The 18,558-nt window shown below is 67.1% G+C and carries 14 protein-coding genes and 1 tRNA gene; 5 read left to right on the plus strand and 10 right to left on the minus strand.

Annotated elements, in window-relative coordinates:
* Nucleotides 1–45 precede the first annotated feature (45 nt).
* The 3 genes from BLW76_RS10115 to BLW76_RS10125 all read left to right on the plus strand — a co-directional run bounded on the left by BLW76_RS10115 (nt 46) and on the right by BLW76_RS10125 (nt 2,287).
* Nucleotides 46–1,194 carry a hypothetical protein gene (locus tag BLW76_RS10115; RefSeq protein ID WP_091305668.1) on the plus strand — a complete coding sequence of 383 codons (1,149 nt, stop codon included), beginning with the start codon at nt 46–48 and terminating at the stop codon, nt 1,192–1,194.
* A 98-nt stretch (nt 1,195–1,292) separates the two neighbouring features.
* On the plus strand, nt 1,293–1,979 hold the full coding sequence (locus BLW76_RS10120) for a cysteine hydrolase family protein (RefSeq protein WP_091305670.1): 687 nt from the start codon (nt 1,293–1,295) through the stop codon (nt 1,977–1,979).
* Between the two features lie 215 nt (nt 1,980–2,194).
* Nucleotides 2,195–2,287: transfer RNA gene (locus BLW76_RS10125), tRNA-Lys, on the plus strand.
* Between the two features lie 487 nt (nt 2,288–2,774).
* On the opposite strand, the gene BLW76_RS10130 is transcribed toward BLW76_RS10125, so the two are convergent.
* From BLW76_RS10130 to BLW76_RS10150, 5 genes are all read right to left on the minus strand, one after another.
* Nucleotides 2,775–3,137, minus strand: a complete 363-nt coding sequence (locus BLW76_RS10130; protein ID WP_208613262.1) for a tyrosine-type recombinase/integrase — start codon at nt 3,135–3,137, stop codon at nt 2,775–2,777.
* Between the two features lie 284 nt (nt 3,138–3,421).
* The gene (locus tag BLW76_RS10135; RefSeq protein ID WP_091305671.1) at nt 3,422–3,838 is read right to left on the minus strand and encodes a hypothetical protein; all 417 of its coding nucleotides are present in this window, start codon (nt 3,836–3,838) and stop codon (nt 3,422–3,424) included.
* A gap of 3 nt (nt 3,839–3,841) precedes the next feature.
* Complete coding sequence (locus tag BLW76_RS10140) at nt 3,842–5,059, minus strand: WXG100 family type VII secretion target (RefSeq protein WP_091305673.1); 1,218 nt, start codon at nt 5,057–5,059, stop codon at nt 3,842–3,844.
* Nucleotides 5,059–5,382, minus strand: coding sequence for a hypothetical protein (locus tag BLW76_RS10145; protein WP_244170113.1), 324 nt, complete (start codon nt 5,380–5,382; stop codon nt 5,059–5,061). Before BLW76_RS10145 ends, BLW76_RS10140 begins: the two co-directional genes overlap by 1 nt.
* A complete protein-coding gene (locus BLW76_RS10150) occupies nt 5,379–5,963 on the minus strand; it encodes a hypothetical protein (protein ID WP_143060596.1) in 585 nt (194 codons plus the stop codon). Before BLW76_RS10150 ends, BLW76_RS10145 begins: the two co-directional genes overlap by 4 nt.
* Before the next feature lie 444 nt (nt 5,964–6,407).
* On the opposite strand from BLW76_RS10150, the gene BLW76_RS10155 reads away from it, so the two are divergent.
* Complete coding sequence (locus tag BLW76_RS10155) at nt 6,408–7,340, plus strand: hypothetical protein (RefSeq protein ID WP_208613252.1); 933 nt, start codon at nt 6,408–6,410, stop codon at nt 7,338–7,340.
* Nucleotides 7,341–7,343: 3 nt separating this feature from the next.
* Here the strand turns inward: BLW76_RS10155 and BLW76_RS47680 are convergent, their stop codons facing one another.
* The 5 genes from BLW76_RS47680 to BLW76_RS10180 form a co-directional block, all read right to left on the minus strand.
* Entirely contained in the window at nt 7,344–8,798 is a 1,455-nt protein-coding gene (locus tag BLW76_RS47680) for a hypothetical protein (protein WP_143060597.1), read from the minus strand.
* Between the two features lie 76 nt (nt 8,799–8,874).
* The gene (locus BLW76_RS10165) at nt 8,875–9,882 is read right to left on the minus strand and encodes a Wadjet anti-phage system protein JetD domain-containing protein (protein WP_143060598.1); all 1,008 of its coding nucleotides are present in this window, start codon (nt 9,880–9,882) and stop codon (nt 8,875–8,877) included.
* Between the two features lie 54 nt (nt 9,883–9,936).
* Nucleotides 9,937–14,373 (minus strand): coiled-coil domain-containing protein, encoded by a 4,437-nt coding sequence (locus BLW76_RS10170; RefSeq protein ID WP_143060599.1) that lies wholly within the window; start codon nt 14,371–14,373, stop codon nt 9,937–9,939.
* The gene (locus tag BLW76_RS10175) at nt 14,366–15,118 is read right to left on the minus strand and encodes a hypothetical protein (protein WP_091305927.1); all 753 of its coding nucleotides are present in this window, start codon (nt 15,116–15,118) and stop codon (nt 14,366–14,368) included. The genes BLW76_RS10170 and BLW76_RS10175 overlap by 8 nt, the downstream gene beginning before the upstream one ends.
* A gap of 50 nt (nt 15,119–15,168) precedes the next feature.
* Nucleotides 15,169–16,686 (minus strand): hypothetical protein, encoded by a 1,518-nt coding sequence (locus BLW76_RS10180; RefSeq protein WP_244170114.1) that lies wholly within the window; start codon nt 16,684–16,686, stop codon nt 15,169–15,171.
* A 172-nt stretch (nt 16,687–16,858) separates the two neighbouring features.
* Here BLW76_RS10180 and BLW76_RS10185 point away from each other — a divergent pair, with 172 nt between their 5' ends.
* Nucleotides 16,859–18,367, plus strand: coding sequence for a hypothetical protein (locus tag BLW76_RS10185; RefSeq protein WP_143060600.1), 1,509 nt, complete (start codon nt 16,859–16,861; stop codon nt 18,365–18,367).
* Nucleotides 18,368–18,558 lie beyond the last annotated feature (191 nt).

The raw sequence follows: 18,558 nt of genomic DNA on the forward strand, positions 1-18,558 counted from the left end.
GCGACGGCGGTACGGTGGCCGCTGGCACAAGGCGGGAGAAGCTGGATGACCCACTACGCCGTCGAACTCGACCGGGGCGCGCTGCTGGCCGCATGGCCCACTGGCCGCGGGGAACTCGCCACCACGGTGGCCGAACTGCCCACCCGCGATCCGGATGCGACCGGTGATCTGCTGGACCTGGCATCAGCATTGACGTGGCTGTCGGATGTGCTGTGGCGCTGCTACACCCATCCAGCCAGCTCGGCCCTCAGCGTCGAACCCAACTCCGAGGGCTGGCGCCGGCAGCAGAACCGCGATGCCTTCCCGGAGGTCGTGCCCGCAGTCGTCGATCCCGAGCTGCCGGATGAGCAGGGCCTGCTGGTCGAGTCGTACAACCCGGTAGTTGAAGCCGCGCACCAGGTCGGCCGCGCCCTACACGCCGTGGGCGATCCCGGCCTGACTGAGCGCGTGGCCAGTGACGTCGGGATCGAGCTGGCCGCGGTCGAGGACGCCGAACGGGGCGAACTGACCGCACGGGCAAGGCAAGCCGTCGCGCTCAGCCGCGACGACGTATCCCCGGTCCAAGTCGAGGCGGCCAACCAGCTGCTGCACGACACGCTGCTCGAGCCAAGCGAGGAGCTGATCGACTCCATCGAACCGACAGCCGCGGCCGTGGCAGCAGCGCACTGGCTGCATGCCGCCGCCACCGTCGCCGCCGAAGCCGCCGACATCGAGATCACGCAGGTCGTCCAGTACGCCGACGACATCGAAGCCCTCAACTTCCTGGTTCCTACCCTCGTCCTCACCCACCTGCAGACCGGCACACCACCGCGAGCGGTAGTCATCAGCATGGTTCGCGAGGCTGCCCTGGTCGCCGATGGCCGCATCCCCGACGTCGAGGCCCTGGCCGCCCGGGTCACCGCAGCCCGGGAACTCGTCGCCCGGCACGAGGCCACCGATCCCGAACTGCACGCCAGGCTCGCGATGCTCGGCCTGTGCGACCTGAACCCCGCCAGCCCCGCACCAGACCTTCTCGAGGACCTACTCGACGCGATCCGCGGCTGCTACCTCGTCTACGCCGAATGCGCCGACCTGGACGACGATGTCGCGCCCGAAGACGAAGCCGCAAGCGACGCGGTCACCGAACGGGTCACTGCCGGATTCCTCACGACCGTGCGCGCAGAAGCCGCCCAGCGTCGCGACCGCCTGATTTGACCCTCGTTCCCGGGTTCGTCGGTCTGGTGTACACCGCCGTACCGGAGCGGACGCCGCCCGCCGTGACACCGTGGGAAGCAACAGAGAAGAGGCTGTGGATGAGCGACACGGCGTTGCTGATGATCGATATGCAGAACTCCTACCTCGCCGACGACGGGGTTCGAGACGCGCTCGGCTGGCCGCCGATCTGGCGGCTGGCCGAGACCATCACTGCCTGCGCCGAACTGCTGGCCGCTGCGCGGGAGCGGCAGGCGCCGGTGATCTACTCCCGGTCGGTGGGCAGCGCCGCCGGACCGCTCGGGGACAACCCGCGCTTCGCCCGGCTCATGCAACACCGAGCCGGCCGCCTTCCCCAGGTCTCGGCAGAACAGCAGGAGTGGAAACGGCAGATCATCGACGCCGTCGCTCCGGAGCCCGGGGACGTGGTGCTGGACAAGACCCAGGCCAGCTTCTTCGACTACACCGAACTCGAACCACTGTTGCGCAACCTGGCCGTGTCGCGGTTGATCGTGGCGGGCCTGCAAACCAACGTGTGCGTCGAAGCCACCGTCCGTGCCGGGCTCGCCCACAACTTCGAGGTCGCCGTCCCCGACGACGCCGTCTCCACCGACGGACCCGACCTCCACCACGCCGCCCTCGACTCCATGCGCGTGCTCTACACCGAAATCGCACCCTGGCGAGAACTCCTCGCCCCCGACGCACCCTGGGACCGTGCGTTCACCACGCCCGACTACGGCCGCAACCCCCACTACTGGACCGAAACCCCCTCGAACACCGAGCGATGAGCTTCCACTGTCGGTGGACCATCTCGCGACCAGCACATCCCCACGGCCGTACGGCCTTCCGGCCCGCAGCGGAGCGGTGGCCGAGTGGTCCACACTGGACCCGGATTGCGGTCCACTGCGTCTCCGATGGGGCTCCGTTGCTGGCGTAGTGCCCGACACTGTGCGACACTTGATGACACCGAAACTTGGTGAAGATGTCGGCTGACCTGCATCTACTGGCAGAGAGTGGCACTCGGTGACACTCGCCGACATTATTGGGCGGCGGACTTTTAATCCGTAGGTTCTGGGTTCGAGCCCCAGGCGGCCCACTACGATCATGCGTCTGACCTGCAGAAACGTTCGATTTGGCGATCTTTCTGCAGGTCGTGGCGATCTGTGTGGCCCGTCGTGTGTCCACGGCCGTACGCTCCGGCGAACGGGTTGGCCTGTGCGTGCACGTCGGCACCGGATGTTCGATCTGGCGGCGGCGGTCGTTTTTGTTGCTGCTGCGGGGAAATCGTCTTTGTGGCGATGGGCGGTCGGCGCCCCTCTGGGTGTGGTTCCGCGTCTGTGTTCGTCAGGCGTGGTGTGTCCGTGGGTGTGGCCGGCGGTGCCGGAGCGGTTCGGCGTAGCGCGCGTAACGGAGACGCATCGGAGCCCTCTGTTGCCGGGTCGTCACCATTGTGCGGCCGTGTTTCCCCAGGTCAGGGCCGATATTTGGTGCTCAGCGAAGGCGGCGAACCTGCGGATTTGACGTCCGAGGGTCAGGTTCTATGGCAGTTGTCGACATGTGACGGCACTGTGCGGCACCGCCCGCTATGCGTCGGCAGTGGAGCGGGAGCCGGGCCCGGTGCGTACGGCCGGGCGGTGCGGCGAACAGGGAGGCGCTGATCTTCTCGGCGGCCTGGTGGCGGGTGCCGGGTAGAGGGAGATGTAGTAGTCGGCGGTGAAGGACATGGAGGCGTGTCCGAGCATGTCCTGGACGCTTTTGAGGTCGTTGCCGGCGGCCAGGGGCAGTGAGGCTGCGCCGTGTCGGAGGTCGTGTAGCCGGATCGTGGCAGGGTCGTGCGTTCGACCAGCAGGTTCTCGAACTCGTGGGTGAACGAGGCGAGGCTGTTCGCGGCGTGAGTGCCGAGGTCGGCGAGGAAGTTGCCGGCGGCAGGAAGCGCTGGCCCCCAGTCACCGAGCGTTTCCGGCAGAGCGCTGACCTTTCGGCGGTGCGCAGGGTCTTGAGCGCGATCTCCACCATGTCACTCAGCCGGACCACGATCTCGGTGCGGTGGCGTTCGATGTGCCAGATCGTCGGTGAGGCTGCGCAGCCGCGGCTTGAGCGCGCGCTCCCATCCCTGCGCGTCCCTGGGGCGGACCTGGAGCCGTGCGTTGGCACTGCGTGCCATGTTCGCTCGGTGCCGGTCGCACTGCAAAGCGAACACGCGAAACAGCTGGAGAGCCGATGGGCTCGATCAGGCGGTCGTGTTGCCGTGCGGGTCCGATGGGTTCGTGGCTTCGGAGGTAAGGGTGAAGTTCGGCGCCGCGCTCGAGTAGATCCGGACGTGGCCCCAGTCGCCGGCGATTTCGTAGTGGTTGTCGTGACGCTGGAGGCTGTCGATGTTGCCGAGGTCTTCTTCGCCGGTGGCGTCACGGGAGGTTGGGGACGACCGCGTGACCCATTCGATCTTCGTCGCCTCGGCGATAGTCAGCACGGCGTCCGCGTAGCAATGTGCTTCATCCGGTCGTGGCGCGTGGTAGCGCGGGTGTGACGAGGTCAGTACGGCCTCGAGCCGGAAGGTCAGCGAGGTGGGTGTCTCGTCGATGGCGAGGACGAAGCTGTCTTCGAGGTAGACGTTGGCGAGGTCGGGGAAGTCGGTGTAGTTCGTCATGTGCTAGTGGTCCCAGGTGATCGGTGTGTGGTTTCCCAGGCTTTTCCTGGTGACCGGGTTGCCCTGCGGGTCGATGCGGACCCCGTCTTCGTTGCGCAGTTCGACGTGCGGGTTTTCGCTGCCTGGGGCGCGGCCGCTGCCTTCCTTGAGGGTCATTCGGATGATGCCGTTGTCGTCGACGTACTTCGGCGGGCCGTTCGGGGTCTGCTGTTTCGTCCATCCCTTGGACTCGGCGTAGCGGGCCAGATCGGATGCCTTCGGCGGTGTGCCCTGGTCGAAGTACTCGTGCAGGGCCGCCTTCACGGGCGGTAGTTTCGGCGCGGCCGGGTCGGGTTTCTCTCCTGCGCGGGTGCCTTTGAGCAGCTTGCCGGCTGCGCCGCCGATGAGCAGGCCGCCCACGATTTGGCCGGTGGCTCGGCCCGGGTGATCTGCCCAGTCGTCCCAGGCGATGAGGTTCTTGCCGAAGTCCACGGGGTGGGTGATGTTGTGCCACGCGGCCGAGGCGATGTCGGTCAGTCCCTCGTGGTCGGGGTTGCCTGGGTCGCCGATGGCGTAGACGAGGTTCCACATGCCTTCGCCGAACCCCTTGAATGCGTTCCAGGCGCCTTCGCCGAAGTCGGCGAAGAAGCCGCCGACGTCGTCGAGCCAGTCTGAGACTGTGGGGGCGCCGCCGGCCTCGTCGGAGATGGTTTCGGTGGTCCGGTCCCCGGCTTCGGTGAGTTGCTGGCGGGCGCGGTTGAGTGTGTCGCGCGCCGCTTGCCGGTCGGCCTCGCCGGGATCGGTGAACGGCGCGACCGTCACCCGGGTGGGGTCACCGTTGGCGGCGTGCTGCTGGTTCTGGGTGTCGGCGTTGGTGACGTCGCGGTCATAGCGGGCCTTCGCGTCCGCTGTTGCGGCTTGGCCTCGGTTCCACAGCCGGATGGCGTCGCCGGCCTGGCCTTGTGCCCAGCGCAGTGTCTGCGCATATCCGTCGAGTGCTTCGGCGACCGCGTCGAACGAGTCGGAGGCGGCCAGCCACTTGGCGGGTTCGTCGCTGAACTTGTCATGGAACCTGGCCGCGGCCGGACCGGCCCATGAGCCGGTGTCGATTCGGCGGAGGCTTTCCCCGGCCTGTCCGGTTCCCCGGGACCGGGCGTGCAGTACCCGGGCGTTCTCCTCGATCGCGGCCGGGTCACCGGGAATGAGGGCGCGTGGGTCGGCGGTCTCACCTAGTTCGGCCATCAGTCGCCGATCGCCGAGGTGCCGGGATCCGCGGGCAGCTGTCGTGCGGCTGCCTCGTCGATTCCCCGGTAGGCGTCAGCGGCGTGGGTGAGGCAATCGCCGATCACGCCGGCGTCCTCGGTCAGCGTGTCCAGTCCCGCGCTCCACCGCGCGCAGTAGTCCGCCAGCGCGTTGTGGACCCCGGCATGGCCGTAGAGTTCGGCGTCGCCGCAGAGGCCGCGCAGCTCGAATGTCTCCTGGTCATGGATGCTCTGGGCGATTCCCTTGCCTGCGTTGTCCAGAACGTCTACGTCGACGTGGAACCCTGGCCCGTCCACACTCACTCGGCGCCCTCCTCGCGCTTGACGTTGACCTCGGTGGCGGGCCTGGCCTGCCCGGTGCGTTTCTGCTCGGCTCGTCGCCGTATCGCGGTGAGCGCTTGCGGCGGCACCATCCGGTTCAGGATCGGGAGCCGATGCTCGTCGTCCGGATCGAGCATCACGCCGATACCGATCGGAAGCTGTCCGAGAAGATCGGTGCCAGTGGTCGCATAGACGTCGCAATCTCCGAAGTGCGCGGCGAGCCGCTGCGGCGTGGAGAACACGAACGTCCACCGGCCACGGCCGACGACGTCGACTGTCTCGACCCCGGGGCGAGCAGGTCGTCGCCCGTAGACCGTCGCCCGAGCGAACACCGGATCGAACTCGTGAAGACCGCGCCGACCAGCCACCACGTCCTGCGCGCACAGGGCCACAACAGGGTCACTTTCTGCTTCCGCACCTCCCCCTTTCATGGCTATGAGTGTACTTCCTGCTGCAAACAGTGACATCGTGGTGAGCGGTGAGTCGGCGCCGCCGCGACCGCGATCTGCACGAGTCTGTCCTGTGCCGTCGCCATCGATCAACAGCTCCTCGGCGATGCGCACCCAGCGGGCTTTGGAGACCACCAACACCCGGCACACCGACCGGCTTCAGCTGCGAGTCCACGTCGTCAACGGCGGCGGCCGGGCTTTCTCCGGCCAGTTGGTCATCAACCAGCTGCGCCTGATCGAAAGCGACCCAGTCCGCAACATCACCAACGCCATCGGCGGCACGCTAGCCATGTTCACATCGCCCGGGTGTACGGGCTCACCGTCTGTGCCCCGGGGGGCACGTGCTTCCCGAGAACGTGCGTGGCGTCGCCTAATGCCGATTGTGCAGGTGGAAACGAGAGTGGTTCGTTTTCGAGTACTGTTGAGTGTCACCCAATGCTGGGCAATATTTCGGCACCGGAGCACTCCCTGGGGTGCTGCCGCAACGAATCCGCCGGCGGGGCCCGATTGGCCGGCTAATGTGGCGATGCTGTCGTTGTCCCTCGGGGAGGAATACGGATGATCCAGGTCGGTGACGAGCAGATTTATCGCGTGCGGGACTTCGACTCCTCACAACGTGTTCGTGTCGTCGCGATCGAGATGGGAAAGAAGAGCGCGAAGTACGAGATCGAGTTCCTGGCGGGAGGCAGCGCCGGCAAGCGGGAGAAAGTTCCCGGGAAGCGGCTCCGCGGAGCGTGGTCGGGAGTACGTGAGTACGACGAGCTGATGGCGAACTGGGAACGGCTTGCTGCGTTCGAGCTGACCGATCCGGAGGAAGCAGCCGTCGAGACCGTTTTCTTGGAGTTGATCCCGGACGAGGTCGCGACCTGGGAGTGGTCGGCCCTGGTGCGATGGGTCACCACGATCCACGACCCGGTAGCGCTCGAGCCGCTCATCGGGATCCCGATCGGTGAACTCACCGACCAGGTCGATTCGTTCGCGATCGGTGAGAGCACAGTGGTTTCCCCCGAAGGCACTCTAATGATCGCCGAGTACGCCTGCCGGGTGAACCCGATGCCGATCCTGGACGGCGTGATCGACGAGGAACGACAGTGCCGGGAGAAGACCAAACGCGGCGTGACCCACACGAGCAGCGGCGGACGTGAGTGGACAACGGATCCAGACTGGGAATACCGGTCGTACCTCGAGCGCTACCGGCCCCGGCACGAGCTGCTGCGTGGCTGGTGCGGACATCGCGCAGTCACCATGCAGGAGCGCTTGGCCGCGGCCGAGGCGGAGGTACAGCGCCTGGACGTGCTCATCACCAGGCTCATCGACCAGATGAAGGAGCACGAGCACGGCCATTTCGCCGAGGTGATGGAACGAGTACATGAGGAGGAGCGGATCACCGCCGCCAACTACCGCCCCGTCGTCGACCGTCCGCTGAAGCCCTCGGAGATCCCTGTCCGGTACGAGCGCGCGCCACGACGCTGGGGGTACCGCCACTGGTGAGCGTCACCGGTTCCTGAAGGACCGCAACTCGCTTGCGGTCGGCATGCCGAGGAGAAGGTGAGGGCGGACCGCGCGGTCGGGGAACGGATCCAAGGCGTCAGCGACCTTCGTGATCCGGTCCGCCCAGGACAGTGCATCCGCGCAATGCTCGTCAGTCAGCAATGACGCGTTCCGGCGCACCTCCGCCGCATAGGCCCGGAGCTGGCCTGCTTCGGACCAGCGTCTCGCCTGGTCTCGTGCCTCCTCATCGATCAGGTGCTCCCGCTGTGCGATCGCGGCGCGTTCCGCGGCCGCGGCCTGACGCTTCGCCTGTTCGGCTCTCTCCAGCTCCGCTTGGCGCTGCCGCTCCTCGGCCGCTGCGCGTTGCACCGCCAGGTGTCCGAGCCGAAGCCGGACCTCCTCCAGAACCTCAACGAGATCATCTTCCAGGCGATGCTCGTCCGTGTCCTTCCAGCTGTCGGCCCAGAAACGCCCGGCACCGGCCACGAGGATCCCCAGGTGCTCGTCCGGGACCGCATCGAAGTCCGGGAACATGTAGCCCTGTCGCGCGCGCTGGAGCTCCCGTTCCGTGGGCTCGTGGGGACGCTGCAGCGTGGCCTGGGTGAATCGGAGCCAGACCTCATCCCGGTCGAGGGCGAACCGGATCTCGTGCCGATGGTCACCCCGTGTCGCGTAGCCACGTGTGTGCCGCTCCGTCTGGAGCGACACGGTCATCCCGATCTCGCGTGCGCCCCTTACCAGGGCGTCGAGCAGGCGAAAGGCCCGATCGCGCTGTGATCCCTGGACGGGGAATGCCTCCAGCTCCATGCACGCCTGCACGACATCGGTCGGGTCCGTCGGTGTCGTAGACACTGCTTGAGCCAACAGTCTGGTCTGCCACTCGGGTGGCGATTCCAGCGTGATCGCCAGCCGGTATCCTGTGTCTTGTCGACAGTATTCGAACGACAGCCTCATTCCCTCCGGGATTCGCCCGAACCGCCGTGCTAAAGCCGCGAGCTGGCGTTGTTTCGGTGCGTGGTCAGGCGATACCAGGACGCGATGATCGACTGCATCCTGGAGTTTCTGCATGAGCTGGTCGACTGGCCCCCGTTTCTGCGTAACCGGCTTCGTAGGCGGCGTGACAGTAGGTCCGGTCGTGCTTGGCTCGGGCTGCTTCCGCGTGCCCGGCGCTGGAGCTTTGGGGCGTTGTTCAGGTTTCTTGGTGTCGGAAGGCGAACGATGGTGGTCATCGTCCCGGTGCAGGTATGCGTCGTTCTCGAGGTAATAGACGCCTTCCTCAGTGATCGAGGCAACCCATGATGGGCCGTGGCCCTTCACGAGGAGCAAGCCTCGGTTGTGCAGCGCGCGAGCCACTAAACGGTGCGACCAATCTTCGTAGACTCCCGCCGCGCAACCGTTGCGCACCCACGCGAGGACTTCTCGCTGAGCCGCATTGAGCGGCATTTTGCGACTGGTCATCGATACGTTCTCCTCGAAGGAACCGCTCCAGGCCGTCGCTATTGTCAACCCTGTCCGAGCGCGACTGCGTCAGGGCTCAGTCGAGATCGCAGCGCCACCCGTGGTCAGCGATCAGCTCGGTGATCCCGACCTCTTCCTGGGCAAGACGCGTGCCGCGTATCAGGTGCTCGGCCGCCCGATTCTGCAAATCCAGAGGCAGCCAGGCGGCAATGGCCTGCGCGGTGGCCGTGGCGAGGCGTGCTTGGCCTGGTTGGGGTCGCGCATAGCGGAACATCGCCGCGTAGAGGCCGACTGCGGGCTTGACGGCCGGGAGCTGATCGCGCGCTGCGACGGCTGCGGCGTTGGCCGGGATCTGCAGTCCCTTGGCGTCGAGATCGCCGAAGTACCGCACCTCCCGAACGGTGGGGGTCAGCCGGCCGATCGACAGCACCGACTGTTCGAAGGCTCCACCTGCTCCCCAGCCGATCATGCCGACGTTCCCCGGCTTCCGCCGGAGCGCGGTCACGAGGGAGTCGAACGTGTCGCTGTTCTCGACCATCAGCAGTATCGGTCCATCACCGACGGACTCGATGATGAAGCCTGGTGCGACCCGCCGGGCCCGCAGGAGGTCCAAGCTGAGCCGGCCGTCACCGAACAACGCCGTCCCCATCAGTTTGTCCAGGACCTTCTCGTTGCTGAAGATCTTGACGGACCGCTCCCGGTGCGGGATGACGGGCAGGTCTTCGTGGTCATGTTCGTACAACCAGGTGTTGAGGGACTCCAGGTGCGCCCGCTGGGCTCGGCTGGGCCGTGCTTCGTCGACCCAGGCCAGCCGGTGATGCCACACCATCCGGGCGCCCGGTTTCGGTGGCTTGGATGTCAGCCGGCCGACGAAGCGTGGCAAGTGGGGTTTCTGACTGCGATCCCAGGACTGTGCCCCGGCGGGTCGCACCAACCCGGCGTGATCAAGCTCGGCGATCACGTCGGCGAGCACCGACCGCCTGCCGGGGGTCGAGCGGCCGGCCGGGTCCGCTGTGTCGAGCAGTTGCCACAACTCCTTGAGCTGAACTCGTTGTCGTGGCCACTCGGCGAGCAGGTCCGCCATTCGGCGGGCCCGGAGGCTGAGGGTGGGACCGGATGCGTCGTGGTCTTCTGCCACTCAGCCTGCCTCCTCGATGTTCGCCGGCCTGCGGAAGAACCGTGCTGCGGTGATCTGCCCGTGCTCGGGGTCCCCGTCGGTCGGCAGTCCGGACCGGATCTCGTCTTCGACGGTCAGGTAGGCCATGCCGCTGCGCAGATCGCGGTCGTTGCGCAGCCTGACGATCAGCGGAAACAGCGACAGTGCGTTGATGTCGAAAAGCCCGGTCGTGTAGATCAGCTGGACACCGAGCGCATCGGCCACGCCGAGCTGAAGGTCCAGCAGGTAACCCGCCGAGGCGCGGCCGATCGGATTGTCCAGGAAGAGGACACCCGCGTGTGGTCGTCGAAGCTGGCCTCGCTCGTTGGACCGCAACGCAGCCATCGTGCAGTACAGGATGATCGCCGCGGTCAGCAGCTGGCCACCCGAGAAGATCTCCGCGACCGACGACACCCGGACCCGCTCGGCGCGCAGCGCGGCATCGGGTTTGAGAATGTCGACCCGCACACCTTTCGGCATCGCGGCTCGGACACCTTTGAGCAGGAGCGACAGGCCGTCGCGTTTCCCGCCCGTCGTCTTCGCGGTGCCCGTGGCGGCCTCGTCCACCACCTCACCGAGCCGTGCATCGAGTACTGGCGGTTCGAGTTCGGTGAACCGGATGTGAAGGAAGCGCAGGCCCGCCCAGTCGCCTAGGGCTTCCGGCAGCGCGCTGACCTTTTCCGCGGTGCGCAAGGTCTTGAGCGCGATCTCCACCATGCCGCGCAGCCGGACCACGATCTCGGTGCGGTGGCGGTCGATGTGGGCCAGATCGTCGGTAAGACTGCGCAATCGCGGCTTGAGCGCGTGCTCCCAGTCCGCGGCATGCTCGGCGAGGCGGTCTCGATCGACCGCGATCATCTGCTGCCTGACCGGGCTGTCGACCTTCTCAAAGGCTTGGCCGACGGCGTACTGGCCGAGCGATGAGGAGAGGCGGCGAACCTCTCCCTGGGCGTTGGCCAGCATGTCCTCGGCTTCGGACACCGACGTCCGGATCCTGGCCCGCCGGTCGCGCGCGGCGGTGACGTCGCCGGTGAACGGCGGCTCGTCGTCGCTGGCGGCGGTCAATGCGCTGACCGAGTCGTAGAGCGACTCGAAGTCAGCGGCTGTCTTCTTCGTCGCCTCGATCGTCTTGTCGAGATCCCCGAGGTGCCGCTGCGCCTCGTCGTCGGCCTGGCGGGCTCGCTCGTAGTCGCTGGAGGCAACGCCGAGCAACTCGTCCGCGTGCGCGAGGTCGCGCGGGTGACCGTAAGGCTCCATCGAGACTTCCTGCGCTTGAAAGGCTTCGTAGGCCTCTTGGCGCCTTCCGGCTTGTCCTCGGGCGGCGCCGGCCTGGCTCGTCAGGCTTTCGACCGCTCGTTCGGTCCGGGCTGTGGCGGCGGATCTGGACGCCGCGTCCGCTCCGTCCGGGCCGCTCAAAAGTTCGGTCGCGCGAACCCGGACGATCTCCGGCACCTTTTCCAGCCCGGCGCGCGCCTGCGCTTCGGCGTTGAGCTTTGCTGCCAGCTCGGCCCGCAGATCAGCGCCGACCTCGACTTGTTCGTAGGCTTCCTTCGCTGCCTGATAGGTCGCGCGCAAGGTCTCGACGGAGTCGTTCGGTGGCGTCGCCGTCCGATCCGCCGACCCGCCTCCGGGGATCCGGCCGATCTCTTCGCGAGTGGTGGCGATGGTCCGTTTTTGGTCGTCGATCTCGCGGTGGAGCTCGGACTTGTCCTCGCGCCGCGCTTCGGCCCGGTTGCGGGCGTCGTCGGCCGCGAGTTGGGCGGCGGCTGCCGCTTCCTGCGCTTCCTTCAGCGCGTGGGACCAAGCCGGCTCCTGGGCGGTGAGCTGGGCAAGTGCGGCAAGCTCGCTCGAACGATTTCGCGCTTTTTTGGCCACTGCGCGCAGATCGGGCAGGGAGGTGGTGATGGCTTCTTCGGCCTTGTTGATCCTGGCGATTCGGGCAAGTAAGTCTGCAGCCTGGTTCTCAGCCTTCTCCAGCTCGTCCTGGGCGACGTCGCGTTCCGTGGTGAGCTGCTCGATAGTGCCGGGTGGCCACGACCTTTCCCAGTCCTGCAGACGCCTGACCAATGCCTGGTCGTGTTGGATCTGCGCAGTCAGCGTATCAATCTGTGTCCGTCGTTCTCGCGTCGTTTCCAGCAGCCGTTGTCGTTCGGCCGCGGCCAGATCGACGTCGTACATCGCCGGATTCGGCGGAACCACGTACTCCGTTCCCGATGCCTCGGCGCGCGCGGTGCCGCCGAGGGTCTCGGTGGTGCCGACCACGACGATCGATCGAGGCAGCAAACGTGCGGCTGCCAGGACTTCTTCCGCGCGATCGAGATGCTGCGGATTGTTGAGGACGACGCCGTCGACCAGCTGGGGGTGAGCTGCCATGAGGTGCTCACGGCGGTCTTCCGGCACTTTGGCGAGGTAGTCCCACCCGGCGTAGGCCCGGATACCGGCTTCGTCGAGGGCCTGAAGGGCGGTGGTGATCTCCGAACGCGGGGGAAAGAGTTCACCGGTCTGCAGCGCGTCCAGCACCCGTCGATCGGCGGCGTCGGCGAGTTGCCGGGCGACCAGTTCCTCGCCGTTCTCGGCGATGATCTCGCCCAACCGGGTCAGCAAGGATGGGTGGTCGTCCTCCAGCGTGATCGACGCAACCCCGAGCACGGCGGCCAGCCGTTCCTCCGCGGCCAGCGCGGTTGTCGCGGTCACTGCAGCTTCCAGGACGCGGGTCTTGCCGGCCAGGTCCGCTCGGCGGCCCTCCGCTTTCCGTTCCGCGGCGCGCGCCGCGGAATCGAGCAGCCTGCGCTGGTCGCCGAGCCGACCGTGCTCGGTCTCGGCTGCGGAGACGGCGGTCTCGGCCTCGCCGGCGGTCGCCTCGGCTTCCTCAGCCGCCTCGGTCGGCGCGCGCCCCTCGCCCAAGAGACCGCTGGCCACCGCGCGTGCTACCTCGTCCCGAGCTGAGGATATCTTCTCCCGAGCCGCCTGGGCGCGGCCTTTTTCCTGCCCGATCGCCTCCCGCTGCGCGTTTTCTTCCTCGGCCAGCTCGGCTATCTCCTGGTCGAGGACCCGTGCCCGAGCTGTCAGGCGCTCGACCTCCGCCTCGGCCCGGTCGATCAGGGCGAGCAAACCTTGAACGAGCCGTCGCGCGGCGGCATCCCGGGCCCGCATCGGTCCTGCGGCCTCCGCCTCCTTGGCCGCCACCAGATCACCGATGGCTTTCGCGGCTCCCTGTGCACGCTGGAAGGCGAGGAGGGTGTCTGTCGCCTTCCAGGCGGCCAGGTCCGCCTGCTGTGCGGTCAGCCGATCTGTCAGCTCCTTGAGTGATGCTTCGGCGAGCTGCCACTCGATGCGGGCTCGGTCCCGGCGCAGCTCCAGCACGATGCGGTTCATCCGGCGGTTCTGCTGCGCGGTGACCTCGGCCTGTTCGGCAGCGGTGTCCCGGCGAACACCCAGCACCCCGAACCGGCCGGTCTCTTCGGCCCACCGAGCCTTGATGGCGCCGATGAACTGCGCCGCTTCCCGTGCGACGTCGGCGGAGACTTCGGCAGCTGCATCCGCTTCCTTCGCCGCGGCCGCGAGCGGGCCGAGCAGCCCGAGGGCGCCGTCGACGAAGTCCCGCTCGGCGACCATCGAGGCGCGATCCGCGAGCTGCCCGGCGTAGCCGTCGATGAGTTCGGCCAGCAGCCGCGGCTCCTCTTCGTCGGTCACGGCACGAAGCAGCCAGTCGACGAACGCCTCATCGCTCTTGAACGAAAAGGCGTCGGCGGCCTCCCCCTCACCCGCGTTCATCCTCCGCTGGTACCCGAAGAGCTTCGAATCGAGATCCAGTGTCCCCAGGTGCTCGGTCCAAGCCCCCGGTGACGTCAGCCATTCGAACTGCAGATGCGGCTCCTGCCGATGGGCTTCGGTGAGCCGGTCCTTGAACCCACTCAGCTCGACCTGCCGGCCTTGCTGCGTCAGCGGCAAGTTGTCCAGATCCAGCTGGTCGGTGGGCCGGAGGGACCACCATCCTTCGAGCAGTTTGTTCGGGTCGCTGGACACCACGTGACCACGCCAGGCCGACGTCTTGCCCGTGATCACCCGTTGCCCGGTTCGGGTGTGCTGCCATTCCAGGATCACGTGGGCGACGTCATCGGCGAGCACGAAGTCGTCCAGTGCTCTCGTGCTCGTGGTGCCGACGATCTGCCGGCGTCCGGGGAGCATCACCGAGAAGATCAGCTTGATCAGGACGGACTTGCCGTTGCCGTTCTCCGCGAACAGGACCGACGCCGGCGACGGCCGCCGCAACACGCCTGCGGGTCCGGTTGCGAACAGTGCCCGCTGCACCGGGGCGGGAACCGGCGGTCCGACATGGCGCAGGTCGAGAGCGACGTCCTGGTAACGGGCACCCTTGGGCCCGACCGAGTGCAGCCGGACCCGGGACAGTTCATACATCGGCGCCGCCTGACTGCGGGTCGTTTGTCACGGCAATGCTGCCGGACGGGTCCGTGATGGAGATGACGCCGAGATCCAGCAGTTCCCGGAAGGCCGCGCTCGCGGCTACTTCGCGGACCTGCTCCTGGTAACGCGGAGTCGTGCGGTAGGAGCCGCCGTCGTCGGTATTGCGGAGGACCAGGAAGCCCTGGTCGGCCAGAAACCGGACGGCTTTGGTGATGATCGCGCGGGTGGTGTCCGGTGCCAGCCGGCCGTCCTTGGTCGCCGCCGCGGCGGGACGGCGCGTGTACGCGCGCCACGCCCGCTCCAGGTCGGGGGCCGTGTCGAGCGGATCCTCGTTCTCTTCCGCCTCGACGGCGCGCTGCTCCAGCACCCGGCAGGCGTCTCGCACCACCGCGTCGACCTCGGCCACGTTCACGTATCCCACGTAGGCCGGGTTCCCGAGATCATCCGGACGCGGGAAGGCGAGCGCGGCGACCGCGAGGTGCGCCAGACCGTGCAGCATCTTGTCGACTCCGCGGTTGCCCAGCGCTGTGCGCTTGGCGTATTCGTCGATCTTCAGCTCGAAGGGTGATTCTTCCCGCGGGACTGGGACGGCACCGGACTGTTGGGTCACCGCCAGCATGGTCATCCCGAGGCCTTCGGCGAACGCCTTGACGAGCTCGGCGAACTCATCGTCCTCGTGGTAACGCCGCACCAGGTCCGCGTACACGGCGTCCCGCGCGGGAAGATGCTTGGGCCGCATTCCGAGCGCGAGCAGCCGCCCGGCGTCCGTGGCATCATCGGTCGGCGAGCTCACGCGACCACCTCTCCCCGGTTCCCGCCGGATGCAACCCGATCAGCGGAATGACGCCCGATCTCCAGCGAGACCAGGCCGACCAGGAGGTCGGCGCCGCCGAACTCGTCGTCGGCCAGCTCGGTTCCGTCGTCGATCGCCAGCAGGATCGATTCGTCACCTTGGCGCAGTGCTGTGGTCACTCCCGGATCCAGCAGGTGAAAGACCCGGAGCCCGATGAGGTGTGGCAGGTCGGGGTCGAGGGCGCGGGCTTCGGCCAGCAGGCCCGACAACCGGCGTGGGACGGATCCGAGCGCGAGCAGCCGATCGGCTGCCGCCCACTGCTCGTCGTCGAACACCGCCGGGTCAGTTGCGGGTACGAGATCCGGTTCCGGAATCGGATCGCCGAGATCGCCTCGGTCCGCGGGAGGTGCGAGCAGCTTGTACACGACGTCGACCAGCCTGGGGACGCCCTTCACCGACAGGCCCGTGCTCTTGGCGAAGAACGCCGTTGTCACCCTGGTCGCCTCGGCGATGCTCAGGCCGAGCGTTGGCGTCAATAGCTGCCCGAACAAATCGATGGTCGGCCGCCTCGTGGGCGCTGAAAATTCCTGCCGATCCTGCTCCGAGCGGAACGTCTTTCCGGCAAGAATCAGCCTGGCCTGGAGTTGCCCGTGCCGCTGCATGCAGTCGCGGACGATCGTGATCAGTGTCGCCGCCTGCCGTTTGCGGGCCGGAGACTCCGATTCGTCCCGCGCCTGCGTGATGTTCGTGAGGATCGCGGTTTCGGCGCGGTGCCGGGCCGCGATGTGGTCCAACGCCTCCTTGATCAGGCTCGGTACCTCGTCCAGCCAGTCGACGGCGCGGACGTCACGGCGGGTCGCATCGAGCAGCCTGCGGAGCTGGTCGGCGTACTGGACCGTGCGCCAACGCGCTGCTTCGGCCGCCAACTGCGCGTCGGAGAGCCGGCCGCGCCGGACCAGGTTGGCTAGTTTCGTCTCCGCCGCCTCCTGAGCGGACTCGACATCGGTGTCAAGCGCGCCGACCAGGACGTTGATCGATTCGTCCGTCGAACGGAGGTAGACCTCACCGTCCGCCGAGAACGACTCGACCAGCAGCTTGAAAGGCCAGGTACGCCGCTGGTACTGGCCCTGCGCGTCGAAGGTGCCGTAAGTGGCGGAAAAACCGCGGTCCTGGCTGCCGACGTTGATCAGGTTGTCCAGGACCCATCGGGCGACCTTCCGGTGCTCGTCCCCGGGCCGATCCGGCGCCTGAGCGGCCACGAAGGGCAGGGTCCGGCGCAGGACCTCTTCGTGATCGGCCCCGCGGTCGAAGTCCATCCGGATGGTGACCTGGTCGATGATCGTCAGCGCGATTTCCGACATCTGGTAGACATCGGCTTCGGCCCAGTCGAGCCGCCCTTTGCGCGCATCCAGGTCGTGCACCGGGGCGGTACAAGCCAGCGCCTTCAGCCGCCGTGCCAATGCCGCGTCCACCACCGGCCGGTCCGGATCGGCTGGCTCTGTCTCCTCCACCATTCTCCGACCATAACCACGAGGTACGACAGTTTCGATCGATCAAGCGAGTGCCGTTCCTCGTTGACTGGCTCCGGCATTCCCACGTCGGACCTGTCGAGTTGGGAGTCGCTCGTGTTACGGCCAGCCCGGTGTGCCCTCCATCCGTAAGAGGAGTTCGTGCCAGTCTGGAGTGGTGAAGACTCCGGCGATCGCGGCCCTCGCTGATGCGACACGACTGTCGTGTGCGCAAGTCCACGGCGTGATCGAGGTCCTGGCGCAGCTCGAGCCTCAGCGCCTGACCGATTTCGCCGAGCGCGACGAGCTTGACGACGCCGCTCGAATGTTGATAATGCAACGGGCACCGCGGTATCTCGTCGTCCGAATTCTGGAGCGATGGCACCCTGACCTCGCACTGGTCGAGGCGGCGAGGGCGGCCCAAGGCGCCTTTGTCGAACTGGTTCTGTATTGCGAAGGACAGGGCTGGCGAGACCGTGCCATCGACCTCGCATCGCAACTCGAAGCGAGCGAGGTCGACTACCTCACGGAACAGTGGGCGCGTGATCATGGCGCTGTCCCGGAGAGCCTCCGGATCGCCCTCGTGCATGCGGCCTTGGCCGACCGGGCGCCACGACCCAACGTGACCGAGTTGTCGAATTGGGAGCGACAGGAGCTGCTCAACCAGCTCGCGGCCGAAGAACGCAGGCGCGCGCGGGCAGCGTGGCGTATTCTCGAACCAGCGCCCGAGCTTTGGGAACCGCTCGCCCGAAACGGAGACGACGCGCCGCAGGTCCGCCGGATCCTGCTCGATTCGGCGGAGCAACTCAAAGACGCGGTCCTCATGGCGTGCCTGCCCACAGTGACCGGCGACAACCTCCGCGACGGCGACGATCTGATGGCGGGGGTGCGTCTCACACTCGCGGCAGACCTGGTGCGACGCTGGCCACGCCTGCGGCAGATCGCCCGAGAGGACCTCAGCCGAGTCGTCCGGGAAGCCAGGGAAGACGGCTGGAAGCCCGCCGGACGGTTCCACACCAGCTGGGATGAAATCGCCGCGCTTGCGGAACTCAGTGACGACACGAACTTGCTGGTTGACGCCGCCGCCGCAGCAGCAGCAGACAAGCCCGGATACTCCTCGCGATCCGGTGGAACCGAGCCCACTTGGGAGGACAAGCGCGCTCGAGCCATCGGCGCGCTCGCTGCTAACCCGGCCACGCCTCGCAGCGACCTGGCACGCCTGGTTCCCGCCCTGGAAGAACAGGCGTTGCTGGCGATGCTGCCACACAGTGACGGTGACTTGGAGACCGCGGTGCGCGGCAGGCTGGACGAAATCAGGCGCGCTGTGGCAGCGAGCCGTCCGATACTCATCGAGGTGCCGTCGGACGACGAACTCGCCCGCTCGGCGAACCCCGAGGACGAGCTGCGCCGTCATCTCAAGCACTTGAAAGCACGCGCTGAGCAACGTGACCTGACCTGCGACGGGCTGCTCGGTTCACGCTTCACCACCGCTGACATCCTGCGCATGCTGCCCGCCCACCGGGTCCTCGAGAGCGAAAACCAAGCCAGCCTGGTGGCCGGGTTGATCGCGGAAGCATGCGGCGGCGACCCGAACCGCTGGGCCGCGCTCCCGGGGCAGCTCGATCCGCCACCCCGGAAGTCGGTCAAGTTCGACACGTGGTTGCGGCAGCTCGCACAGGACGGTTAGAGATTGCCGGTTTGGATCGCGGCCTACTCAGTCGATTGAGCTCTGCTGCTTCGTGCTTACCGCTGTCATCGAAGTCAACGGCATCGACGATCAGATCGATGTAGCTTACATGGGTCCAGAATGGGCCCATGTAAGCCGTGACTGCGTCTCCGATGGGGCTCCGTTGCCGAAGTAGTGCCTGATACCTGGCG

The organism is Amycolatopsis tolypomycina, from assembly GCF_900105945.1.
GTDB classification, from domain to species: domain Bacteria; phylum Actinomycetota; class Actinomycetes; order Mycobacteriales; family Pseudonocardiaceae; genus Amycolatopsis; species Amycolatopsis tolypomycina.